Here is an 11,230-nt window from a genome sequence, read left to right as displayed (position 1 = left end):
GGCAGTCGCACTGGGATGGGTTCGTCCTCGGCCCAACCGTTCAAGAAAGCGCAGTACGTGTACGCATGCGTGTTATCCGTGCCAATGACACCAACCCGAGCACCAGACAACCCAACACACCTCCAGGTGGTAACATTCCTGCTGGATCGAGCCAATACGCCGAGTCAGGACGGACTTTAGTCGTCGTTCAGCTCCAGACGCGGAGTCGCGGACATAAGGGATCGTGTGTAGTCCTCCCTGGGGTGCTCGTAGATGTCATCCGTCGAGTTTCGCTCCACGATCTTTCCGTGATTCATAACCACCGTGATATCGGTCATGAACCGGATCACGCGCATGTCATGCGACACGATGATCAATGCCAGGTCGTGTTCTCTTCTCAAACGTTGGAGCAGGTTCAATACTTCGCCTTGAATCGACATGTCCAGCGCCGAGGTCGGTTCGTCAGCGACAATGACGCTTGGTTCCACGGCCAATGCGCGTGCGATCGCTACTCGCTGGAGTTGCCCACCCGAAAGGGCGCGCACAGGGCGGCTCGCAATGGAAACGGAGAGCCCGACGCTGTCGAGGAGCGCCTGAACCCGCTCCTTGATCTCTCGTCGAGGACACGTCCCCAGGACCCTCATGGGGTCGGCAATGACCGAGCCGATGGTCAACCGCGGATTGAGCGAACTTCGCGGGTCCTGGAACACTATCGAGGCATCACGGCTCAGCGTGCGGAACCGGGCTGTCTGGCTCATCGCGTAGACGTCGCGGCCGCGATACAGCACCCGGCCGGAATTGGGCGTGATCAAGCCGAGCAGTGACCGTGCCAGCGTGGTCTTGCCGGAGCCGGACTCGCCGATCAATCCGATCGCCTGGCCGGGGTGGACGCTGAGCGAGACGTCGTCGAGCGCCGTGACGGGGCCGTGCTTGCTCGCGTAGGTCACCACTAGGTTTCGTGCGTCGAAGATCGGCTTGCCGACCTGGGTCGGCGTGGGGGTGACAACGGGCTGGGTTGTCATGGCTGGCTCCGTCCTGCCGACGTGTCGGTCGCGATGGAATCGCCTTCGCCCGCCTCGGCGACTCTCGTTTCCGGGCTGGCGCCTGACGTGACCGGGTGATAGCAGGCGAGGCGCCGGGCGCCGTCGACCTTAAGGGCGGGTCTCGTCGCGCAGGCCTCGTCGGCACGAGCGCAGCGTTCCCGGAAGCGGCAGCCTGAGAGGAAGCCGGCCGGTGTCCGGACCTGGCCAGGGATGGGTGCCAGCGTCGGCCGGCGTTCTTCGAGGCTGACGGTGGCCTGCAGCAGGCCTGCCGTATAGGGATGGCGAGGGTTGGCGAGGACGGCCCTCGTAGGTCCGGACTCCACGATCTGGCCGGCATAGAGGATGACCACCCTGCTGGCGAACTGCGACACCAGCGCGAGGTCATGGCTGACGAAGAGCATTGCGAACTGCCGGCTGCTCCGCAGGCTCTGAAGCAGTTCGATCACCTGACGTTGGACCGTCACGTCAAGAGCAGTAGTCGGCTCGTCGGCGATGATCAAATCAGGGTCCCGCGCCAGTGCGAGTGCGATCAGGATGCGTTGACGTTGCCCTCCGGACAGTTGATAAGGCCGGGAGCGAAGTATGCGCTGGGTGTCGCGCAGCCCGACGGAGGTCAGGAGCTCCTCCGGTGTCGACGTCGCACCGAGTCCGCAGACCTGGCGCATCTGTGCCGACACTGTCATGCCGGGATTGAGACTGCTCATGGCGTCCTGATACACGACCCCGATTCCGGCACCCCGCATGCGACGAAGACTCTGCCGTGACATCGCTCGAACGTCCTGGCCGCGGAACTCGACGGTGCCGGTCCATTCCGCGGTAGGTGGGAGGAGATTCGCCGCGGACAGCCCGAGTAGTGACTTGCCACAGCCCGACTCGCCGACGACAGCGACGGCCTCCCCGAGTTTGATCTCCAGGTCGATGCCGTCGAGCACTGCCACGTCGCCGTATCTCTTGGGGAATCTCACCCGAAGATCGCGCACCGTCAGCAGCGGGCCGCGGGCTGTGTCGGTGACAGGCCCGCCCCGATGAGCGGCAGACGTGGGCCTGAGCGTCATCGGACCTCCGAACTAGATCGAAGTACGAAATCTCCATTTCATATTCGGAACATGCTATCACTCGGGCCTGCCCGACGCCGCTGGGCGGCGGTGGAAGCCTGACCTGATCAACACCTGAGCTGACGAGGAGCCGCCAGCCATGTTGGCCGGCGGCTCCTCGTGTCAGCGAGACGTCCCCGTGATCTCGGCCCTCCGCCTCGGCGTCACCGGCGCGGGGCTGCCACCGCGCGATGCACGGGCTGGTTGGAGCACCCACGCCGGCAACGTGCACGGCCGGAATGTTTGTCGGTGACCAAGGGGGCGTTCTCGCGGGCTCCTTTCCCACACCGGCCAGTGCTGTTCCAATCAATAAAACCTTTGTCTCTACAAATACATCTAGCCGCTTGGCTATGTCAACTGTCACATCCCGGCGACCTGACGCTCGGTTCTGTCGCCGACTGGCTTGCGAAGGGAAGGCATCGAAATTGTGATGTCTAAGAGTAGCGTCGCACATTCCTGCGTCTAGCGCAAAACCGTCCCACCATCGGCCCGGGAGCGCAGCCGCCACCTTGCCGACCGAGCCGCCGCAATGCCGACAAGCCACTCACGGCTACGCGATGGCGACCAGCGATTTTGCATCCGGCCTGGTCGTCACGGGTGACGATGGCACATCGGCACCCTCAGCGGCGGCTAACACAAGAGGGCCACGAAACGTATACGTGGGCCCATTCTGTCCAACATTAGATTAATTCATTGGCGGCTTGATTCGCCGCCGAATAGGCCGGGGTCTTCTTGTGGTCAACGCCTCGACGGCACCTGTGGCGCCACTCTATTCGTGGCATGCCGTAAAGCAATGAATCTCGGTTGTTCATGCCATTCGATACCCAGGGTTTCCGGGCCTTGGCGCCTGCGTGGGGCGGGCTCGGCGGGCGTCCCAAGTGCTCAATCACTCTCGACTAGAGCCTCCAACCCACGGGCCCTTGCCGCCTGAGCCTCTGCGGCGGGCGGCCGGCGCGTGAGCGGCGGATGAAGGGAACTCGGCGTTCTGATCGGGACCCGTCGTGAGTCGGGTCCACCAGCCCCGATCGGTCCACCTCGACGACGCCATCGCCGCGGCGGCTCCGTGCATTCCCTGCTTCCCCGACTACGTGTCCGCGTCGACGCCGGCCATGCCCTGCTGGGAGGGCGTTGATGGTCGATGGACGGAGGGAACGCTGACCCAGTGGCGCCGACAGGACAGAGAACCGGACGCCACCGGCCACCTACGGCTCTGCCGACATCACGGGGTCGACGAGTGCCAGGTGGAGGCCACGCCGGAGGTGGAGTGGGCCGGGACGTAGTCGTCGGCGCCGCGAAGGCCGTCCTTGACGGTGCTGCGGAAGTCATGCTGCGGCCAGAAGCCGATGCGGCCGATGGCGGAGTCGATGCTGAGCTCGAGTCGGTGCCGCATCGGCATGGTCACCATCAGCTTCGGCACGTCGTAGAGGTCGGCGATCGCCGAGGCGCCGTCGTCGTGCGTCGTCGGCTTCATGGCCGCGAGGTTGAGGGCTCGCCCGACGGCGCCGGGTTCGGTGAGCGCCCGGTACACGCCGTCGACGGCGTCCCGAACGTCGAGCAGCGAGATGGTCCAGGGCTGGAAGTCGGGATCGCGCAGCCCAACGGCGGTGTCGTCGGTCGCGTCCCCGGCCTGCTCGTTCAGGATCCTGACCAGATCAGGCTGGCCGTCGAAGAGCGGCCACAGATGTGAGTCCTTGCCGAGCGCTTGCCAGCCGAGCACCGCTCGCCAGAAGCTGAGTCGGAACATCGTCCCGGCTTCCTCGGGGCTGATGACCGTCGCGAAGCGCACGATCGCGTAGGGGATGTCGAACTGCGCGGCATGGTTGCGCAGGATGATCTCACCGAGCAGCTTGCTGGTGCCGTAGTAGTCGGCCGGCTCCTGCCAGCTCTTCTCCCGCAGTGGTCGCTCCGGTGGCTTACCCGGCCGGTAGGTGCCGTCGGAGCTGGCCAGCACGAATCGTTCCACCCCGGCGCCAGCGTGCACCACGCCCTCGAGCAGACGCAGCGTGCCGAACGCGTTGACGTCGTAGAACCGGTCGGCGGGGGAGTCGCCGCGGACGAGTTGTGCTGCCAGATGCACGACGTGCGTCACGTCCCGGCAGGCGCGGTCGATGGCGGCCTGGTCGACGAGGTCGGCTTCGACGACGTCCACGTCCGGGAACGCGTCGAGCTTCGACAGCTGCGGATCGCTCGGCAGCACCATCGCACGAACATCCACGCCCTCGCCGACCAGGCGTTTGACCATGTTCGTGCCGACCCGACCGGCCGCACCCGTCACCAGAACCCGCATGTCATCACCGCTTCTCAGCCGACGAAGCATCGAGAGTATGCAAAAAGTGAAACTTATGTTTCAGTATGACATGTGCGGCGGAGACTTACCCGAAACCTCACGTCCCCATGGACCTGGGCGGTGTGGATGCGGACGACATGTGTGGAGACGTGACGCCATGCCGCTGAGCCGGTTCGCCGCCGATCTGCCGGTGGTCAGCGAGTTCATCTCCCTTGGTGAGGGTGACACCCCGCTGCTGTCACTGGACGTGGTCGCCAGGCACCTCGGTCTCCGGCGGCTGTCGGCGAAGATGGAGTCGCTGAATCCCACCGGCTCGTACAAGGACCGCGTCGCGGCCATGTCGCTGTCGTTGGCCCGGCAACACCGCAATCGCGGCTGGATCGCGTCGTCGTCGGGCAACGCCGGGCTGGCGATGGCCGCCTACGGCGCCCGCGCGGGCCTGCCCGGCTTCCTGTGCCTGGTCTCGTCGGCGCCCCTCGAGAAGCGCATCCCCTTGATGCCGTACGCCCTGGACGTCGTCGGGGTCGACGGCGTCGGCGACGGGGCGACCAGTGAGCGGATCACCGGACTGGTCGACCAGATCCACGCCGCGGCCGAGCGGTACGACCTGTACCTGGGCATCACCGCGCACGCGTTCAACCACGATGGGATGCGAGGCGTCGACACCATCGCCTACGAGCTGGCCGAGCAGTCGCCGGGCGCCACGCACGTCTACGTGCCGGCCGGGGGCGGCGGCATGCTCGTGGCGGTCGCACGTGGCCTGCGGCAGCGTCGCCTGCGAGCACGGGTCGTGGCCTGTCAGCCCAGCGGTTGCGCGCCTATCGTCCAGGTCCTCGACGGTGCCAGCCGCACGCCAGCGGTGAGACGGTGCGAGAGCGGCATCTCCGGACTCCAGGTGCCGAACCCGCCGGACGGGGCTCTGGCCGTCAGGGCGGTGGAGGATTCCCGTGGCTGGGGAGTGGCGGCGACGGACGAGGAGATCGTCTCGGCGCAACGACTGCTGGCGGCCGCCGAAGGCGTGTTCGTCGAGCCAGCGGCCGCGACCGCGCTGGCCGCGCTCATCCGTGACGTCGGAACCGACCGCGTCGGCCGGGATGACCACCCCGTCCTGATCCTGTCCGGAGCGGGCTGGAAGGACCTCGGCCGGTTCGCCGGCGCGGCAGCGGACCTGCCTGTCGTCTCCTTCCCGGACGTGGCCGGTCGAGTGGACGAGTGGGCGAGCCACCTCGGCGGGGGAGTCGCCAGGGAGGTCCGATCATGAGGGTTGTCGTCGTCGGCGTCGGGTTCATGGGTCAGCTGCACGCGCGGACCGTCGCCGGCTCGCGCCTCGCGGAGCTGGTCGGCGTGGTCGACCGCGATCCGGCCGTGGTGTCCGTCGTCGGTCGTAGGCTGGGCGTGGCGGCGTTCGCCGACGTCACCCAAGCGCTCGTGGTGCTGGAGCCCGACGCCGTCGTCATCGCCACCCCCGACTCGTTGCATCGCGAAGCGACCGAGGCCGTCATCGAGGCCGGTGCTGACGTGCTGGTCGAGAAGCCGCTCGCGACGACGGTGGAGGACGCGGAGGCCATGGTCGCGCTGGCCCAGGCTCGCGGCGTCCGTCTCATGACGGGGCACATCACCCGCTTCTACCCGCGGTATGCCCAAGTCCACGAAGCGGTCCGTTCCGGTGAACTCGGCCGGCCGGTCATGGTGACGGCGTCGACCTGGGGGCTGCGGTCGCTCGGGGCGCGGGTCGCGCACACGACCAACCCGCTGTGGCATTTCGCCATCCACGACATCGAGCTCGTGCACTGGATGACCGGGGGCGTCGTCGACGAGATCGACGGCGCGCAACTGGTCGAGTCGTCGTCGGGGGTGAGCACGTTCGCGGCGACCGGCACGGTGTCGACGGGCGCGGCGTTCAACCTGGTGACCGGATGGACCCTGCCCGACTCCGCCGGGCCGCGCTGGGACCTCACGGTGCACTGTGAGCACGGTGTCGTGCGGGCGGCCTGGAGCGACGACGGGGTCACCCGGTTCGGGCCGGACGCTGTCGACGCGCCGGACTGCATGGCGTGGCCGAACCTGAACGGGCGCGTCGAGGGTGCGCTGCGCATGGAGGTCGAACACTTCCTCGGCGCCGTTGTCGGCGGCTCGCCGTTCCTCGTCACCCCCGACGATGCGGTCGACGCTGTGCGTGCCGCCGCGGCGCTGGAGAAGGCGGCGACGGTCAGGAGGGTTCCGTGAACGTGCGGCTGGCGGTCGTGACCGGTGCGGGGTCCGGCATCGGCCGGGCGACGGCTGCCCGGCTGGCACACTCCGGCTTCGTGTGTGTGCTCGCCGGTCGCCGCAAGGAGCACCTGGAAGAGACGGCGGCGCTCATCGGAAACCGGAGCGTCGTCGTACCGGCGGACGTCACCACGGAGGACGGCCGGGAAGCCATCTGGCAGGCCGTGGACCTGCGCGGCGAACCCATTCGCGCACTCGTCAACAACGCCGGCGACTCGAACCTCGCGCCCCTGCTCGCGCAGGATCTGCGGAAATGGCGCGCCAACGTCGCTTTGAACGTCGAGGCCGCGGCGTTCCTGTCGTTCGAAGCCATCCGCCGGATGAAGGACTCCGGTGGCGGCGCCATCGTCAACATCGCGTCCGTGTACGGGAAGGTCGCGCTGAACAACGCCCTCTACGAGTCCAGGCTGCCGGCCGATACCCCGGACGGGCCGGTGCGCGACGTGTCGTACGCGGCATCCAAGGGCGCGGTGCGGATGCTGTCGCGCGAGCTCGCCGTCGCTGCCGCGCGGATGGGCGTGCGGGTGAACACGGTGTCGCCCGGCATGGTCGACGTCGGCAAGGTGCCGTTGTCACCGGAGGTCGTGGAGAGGTTCGCCAACGCGACGCCGATGGGCCGCCTGGGCCGGCCGGACGAGGTCGCCGGCGCGGTCGCTTTTCTCTTGTCGCCGGAAGCCGGCTTCATCACCGGCGCCGAGCTGGTCGTCGACGGCGGCTGGACCGCGTGGTGACGGCGCACCAGCCGCCGCCTGCCTGAAACCGGCCTCTGCGGTGCCAGGTGGGATGCGGCGAAGCTGGTCAGCACGGAGTGGATTCTGTGCTGGAGGTCCGGTGACGACGCGGAGGGTACCGGTTGGCGTGCTGGGCACGGGCGCGTATCTCCCGGCGCGGGAGGTGTCGAACGCCGAGGTCGCCCAGCGCGCCGGCGTGACGGCCGAGTGGATCGAGCGGAAGACCCGGATCCGGGCGCGGCGGTACGCGGCCGACGACGAGGCGACCTCCGATCTGGCTGCCCGGGCGGCCAGATCGGCCCTCGCGGACGCCGGCGTCGGGGCGGACCAGGTGGACTACGTCGTGGTCGCCACGTCGACACCGGACTCGCCGCAGCCGCCGACGGCGGCGCTGGCGCAGGCCGCACTGGGGGCGACCCGGGCCGCATGCTTCGACGTCAACGCGGTGTGCAGCGGCTTCGTCTACGCGATGGCGGTGGCACGTGGCCTGCTCGCCGTACACCCAGACCGGCGGGCGCTGGTGGTGGCGGCCGACGTCTACTCGCGCATCCTGAACGCCGCGGACCGAACCACCGCGGTGTTGTTCGGCGACGGTGCCGGCGCCGTCGTACTGGGCCCGGTGTCGGCCGGCTACGGCATCCTCGGCTTCGGCCTGCACACCCGCGGCGATGCCCACGACCTCATCACGGTCGCGGCGGGCGGCAGCCGGCTGCCGGCGTCGCACGACACCGTCGACGCCGGCCAGCACTACTTCGCGATGAAGGGCCGTGCGGTGAAGGAGTTCGTTCTCGAACACGTGCCTCCGGCGCTCGATCGTGTCATGGACCAGGTTGGCGTACGGCGGCCGTTGATCGACCACTTCGTCCCGCATCAGCCGAACGGCAACCTGCTCGACGACCTGGTGGCCAAGGCCGGTCTGGACGGGGCGACGACCCACCGAACCCTCGAGGAGTACGGCAACCTCGGCGGCGCGTCGATCCCGGTCACGCTCCACGCGGCGGCTGAAGCCGGCGCGCTGCGGGACGGCGACCTCGTCCTGCTGGCCGGGTTCGGCGGCGGCATGTCCATCGGCACCTGCCTTTTGCGGTGGGGCTGAAACAGACGTGTCGGAGCTACATTCGAAATGTGGAGTTCGTGCCATCCGCGGTCGCCGTCGTCGCGTTGCTCCTGGCGCTGTGGGCGGCCTGGTACGTGCGCCGGGCGGTGTCCGAGGCCGGCCGCTCGGCTCGCACCATGCTGGGTGTCGCGGGCCGTGAGTGGTTCGGTGCGCTGTTCCGGCTGAGTCACGTCAGCCGGCATCGGTACGTCCTTCGCAACGACGGCAACAGTACGGCCTACGGCGTCCGAGTGGACGTCGGCGACCTCGTCCGGCACGAGGGCGCCGCGGCCATCGATGAGTTCCCGCCAGGGCGAGCTGAGAAATACATGCTGATCCAGCCGCTGCAGCTCCGGGTCACCGAGATCAGGGTGACCTGGCACGACCGGCAGGACCGCCTGGACGCGCCGCGTTCGGTCCGGCTGCCGTTGGAGCTGCCCACGGACCGCTCACCATCTGAGTTGTAGGCCGCAGGGGGTCCGTCGACGGGGACGATCCGCAGGTGGCGTCCGCCACGCTCGATCTCACGAGGCGTGCCCGTGTTCAGGACGTCATCCAGCAGCCGGTACACGTTCTGGCGCAGTTCGGACGCGGTGATCGCCGCGGCCACTAGAGTTCCGACGCCTTGGTCTCGAGCAGTGCTGGCGGGATGCCCGAGCGGGGGAACGGTTTTCGTCGCTGTCCTCGGACCGGTGTGCTGATCGCGAAGACGTCGCCGGCCAAGTGTGCGGCTCGCCCGTGCGACGGTGCTGCCTGGGCGGCGGTCGTGATGAACAGCCGATTTCCTCGAGGACCGCCGAACGTGCAGCTCGTCACGTTGGGCGTCGGGACGCTCACGGAGCCGAGCGGACGCCCGTCCGGCGCGTAGCGGCGTACCTCGCCGGCGCCCCAGACCGCCAGCCACAAGCAGCCTTCGATGTCGACGCACAGTCCGTCGGGGAGCCCGTCGCCGGACGGGATCTGGATGAAGGGCACCGGATGGCGGGGCACACCCGTGGCCTGGTCCCAGTCGTAGCGCCACACGGTCTGCGAGAGCGTGTCCACGTGGTAGAAGAGTGCTCCGTCAGGGCTCCAGTCCAGCCCGTTGGACATGCCGATGCCGTCGAACAGCTGCTCCGTGGTGCCGTCGTGGTCGACGCGGTACAGGGCACCGGTGAACCGCGGGTCGACCGCCGCGGTGCCGGCGACGAAGCGGCCGCTGGGGTCGCACTTGCCGTCGTTGAACTGGGTGGCGAGGTCTTCCTCGACGGGTTGCCACAGCCGCGGCAGGTCGGTCCAGCCGGGCAGGACCAGGATCCCGCGCCGCGCGGCCAGCAGGAAGCCCCCACCCTCGATCAGGGCGAAGCTGCCGAGCGGCTCGCCTACGGTCACATAGCTGACGCTGCGCTCGGACCGGTTCCATCGCCACAGACGCCCGGCGGGGATGTCGACCCAGTACAGCGACTCGGACACAGGGTCGTAGACCGGGCCTTCACCGACCTCGGCGTGGCACTGCGCCAGCGATGCCGCCTGATTCTTGATCATCGTCGCTCGCACTTCTTCGTGGCCCGCCCACCCCCTGCGCATGGACGAGCCCTGACCGTGGGGAGGAACGTTGGCCCCTATCCGCGCCCGGACGGCTGGAGTCGTTCGGCCATAGCCGACAGCGACTTGGCGACCTTGGACACATCGCGGAGGGTGAGGCGGCTCGCTGGCGCGCTGACGCTCAACGCGGCGGGCAGCCGGGTGCCGAGGATGGCGACGGCGACACAGCGACCGTCGTCCTCGTTCTCGCCGTCGTCGACGGCGTAGCCGCGCTTGCGTACGGAAGCCAGGTCGGCGAGGAACTGATCCACGGTAGTGATCGTTTTGGCCGTGCGCGGCTTCAGCTCGACATGCTCCAGGAGCTCGCGCACTCGGCTCTCGGGCAGCTGCGCGGCGATCGCCTTGCCCAGCGCCGTGCAGTAGATCGGGTCGCGGCTGCCCGGCGCGCTCACCATGCGGACCGGCCGCTGGCTTTCGGCGACCTCGACGTAGCGGACCGCGTCACCGTCGAGGACGCCGAGGTTGGCCGTCTCGCCGACCTCGTCCCGTAGCCGCTCCAGCCACGGCCTGGCGCGCTCCTTCAGCACGTCGAGGTCGCGCGACTGCATGCCGACGAAACCGAGCCCGAGAACGTAGAGCCCGTCGGCATCGCGCTCGACATAGCGATGCTTCTGCAATGTCCACAGGTACCGGAAAGCGGTCGCCTTCGGCATGTCGATGGCCCGATGGATCTCGACCAGTGACATCGGCACGGCCGTCTCCTGCAACTCGTTGAGCATCGAGACGACTCGCTCTACTGAGCGGTTCAGGTACTTCTTGGCCTGCGCCGGAGTAGCGGTCGCCGGATCGGGTGCATTATTGATGTCGATCTTGCTGTCGGCGCGTTCGTCGTCCACGGTGTCGTCGTGGTCATTCCGGTCCGGAGACCGCTTGCGTGGCATGACGTACCTCGTTTCCTGCTTCGAACTCGACGTTTCAGAGATTGTACAGGAAACAAGATCATCTGCCAGGAGGCCATGTCGAACAGTTGGTGAACGGCCGGGCGTGGGTGCGACGGCGCGAGTATGGCCCCTTGACGGGCACTCGAGCCGATCGTAGCGTGATTTGTAGGACGGAGCATCGGTTTCGTATAACAAAACTCAGCCCGCGGGGCGCCTCGAGTCACGGCGTGCCCGGCTACCAAGGAGGGTGGCCATGAGCCCACGTGC

The 11,230-nt window shown here is 68.0% G+C and carries 10 protein-coding genes; 5 read left to right on the top strand and 5 right to left on the bottom strand.

What is annotated here, in order from left to right; translation table 11 throughout:
* Positions 1-176: 176 nt before the first annotated feature.
* The 3 genes from E1269_RS06030 to E1269_RS06020 form a co-directional block, all read right to left on the bottom strand.
* Complete coding sequence (locus E1269_RS06030; protein WP_131892390.1) at positions 177-1,001, bottom strand: ABC transporter ATP-binding protein; 825 nt, start codon at positions 999-1,001, stop codon at positions 177-179.
* Positions 998-1,960: an ABC transporter ATP-binding protein gene (locus E1269_RS06025; RefSeq protein ID WP_162606253.1), complete on the bottom strand. Its 963-nt coding sequence runs from the start codon at positions 1,958-1,960 to the stop codon at positions 998-1,000. The genes E1269_RS06030 and E1269_RS06025 overlap by 4 nt, the downstream gene beginning before the upstream one ends.
* 1,375 nt (positions 1,961-3,335) lie before the next feature.
* The gene (locus E1269_RS06020; protein WP_162606252.1) at positions 3,336-4,403 is read right to left on the bottom strand and encodes an NAD-dependent epimerase/dehydratase family protein; all 1,068 of its coding nucleotides are present in this window, start codon (positions 4,401-4,403) and stop codon (positions 3,336-3,338) included.
* 157 nt (positions 4,404-4,560) lie between these two features.
* Between E1269_RS06020 and E1269_RS06015 the strand changes: the two genes are divergently transcribed.
* The 5 genes from E1269_RS06015 to E1269_RS05995 all read left to right on the top strand — a co-directional run bounded on the left by E1269_RS06015 (position 4,561) and on the right by E1269_RS05995 (position 8,965).
* Complete coding sequence (locus E1269_RS06015; RefSeq protein ID WP_162606251.1) at positions 4,561-5,664, top strand: pyridoxal-phosphate dependent enzyme; 1,104 nt, start codon at positions 4,561-4,563, stop codon at positions 5,662-5,664.
* Positions 5,661-6,629 carry a Gfo/Idh/MocA family protein gene (locus tag E1269_RS06010; protein ID WP_131892382.1) on the top strand — a complete coding sequence of 323 codons (969 nt, stop codon included), beginning with the start codon at positions 5,661-5,663 and terminating at the stop codon, positions 6,627-6,629. Before E1269_RS06015 ends, E1269_RS06010 begins: the two co-directional genes overlap by 4 nt.
* The gene (locus E1269_RS06005; RefSeq protein WP_131892380.1) at positions 6,626-7,402 is read left to right on the top strand and encodes an SDR family NAD(P)-dependent oxidoreductase; all 777 of its coding nucleotides are present in this window, start codon (positions 6,626-6,628) and stop codon (positions 7,400-7,402) included. The genes E1269_RS06010 and E1269_RS06005 overlap by 4 nt, the downstream gene beginning before the upstream one ends.
* A 100-nt stretch (positions 7,403-7,502) precedes the next feature.
* Positions 7,503-8,498 carry a 3-oxoacyl-ACP synthase III family protein gene (locus E1269_RS06000; RefSeq protein ID WP_239000795.1) on the top strand — a complete coding sequence of 332 codons (996 nt, stop codon included), beginning with the start codon at positions 7,503-7,505 and terminating at the stop codon, positions 8,496-8,498.
* 29 nt (positions 8,499-8,527) lie between these two features.
* Positions 8,528-8,965, top strand: coding sequence for a hypothetical protein (locus E1269_RS05995; RefSeq protein WP_131892376.1), 438 nt, complete (start codon positions 8,528-8,530; stop codon positions 8,963-8,965).
* 142 nt (positions 8,966-9,107) lie between these two features.
* On the opposite strand, the gene E1269_RS05990 is transcribed toward E1269_RS05995, so the two are convergent.
* Both E1269_RS05990 and E1269_RS05985 read right to left on the bottom strand, forming a co-directional pair.
* Complete coding sequence (locus E1269_RS05990) at positions 9,108-10,022, bottom strand: SMP-30/gluconolactonase/LRE family protein (RefSeq protein ID WP_162606250.1); 915 nt, start codon at positions 10,020-10,022, stop codon at positions 9,108-9,110.
* 77 nt (positions 10,023-10,099) lie between these two features.
* Complete coding sequence (locus E1269_RS05985) at positions 10,100-11,158, bottom strand: IclR family transcriptional regulator (protein WP_203432983.1); 1,059 nt, start codon at positions 11,156-11,158, stop codon at positions 10,100-10,102.
* Between the last annotated feature and the right edge of the window lie 72 nt (positions 11,159-11,230).

This window comes from Jiangella asiatica (assembly GCF_004349065.1).
Classification (GTDB): Bacteria; Actinomycetota; Actinomycetes; order Jiangellales; family Jiangellaceae; genus Jiangella; species Jiangella asiatica.
Note: the sequence above shows the minus strand (reverse complement) of the source record. Positions and strands in the feature narration are given on the sequence as shown.

Coding starts and splice junctions, on each gene's coding strand:
- E1269_RS06030 (WP_131892390.1), bottom strand. CDS start 1,001: ATGACAACCCAGCCCGTTGTCACCCCCACGCCGACCCAGGTCGGCAAG.
- E1269_RS05990 (WP_162606250.1), bottom strand. CDS start 10,022: ATGATCAAGAATCAGGCGGCATCGCTGGCGCAGTGCCACGCCGAGGTC.
- E1269_RS06010 (WP_131892382.1), top strand. CDS start 5,661: ATGAGGGTTGTCGTCGTCGGCGTCGGGTTCATGGGTCAGCTGCACGCG.
- E1269_RS06015 (WP_162606251.1), top strand. CDS start 4,561: ATGCCGCTGAGCCGGTTCGCCGCCGATCTGCCGGTGGTCAGCGAGTTC.
- E1269_RS06020 (WP_162606252.1), bottom strand. CDS start 4,403: ATGCGGGTTCTGGTGACGGGTGCGGCCGGTCGGGTCGGCACGAACATG.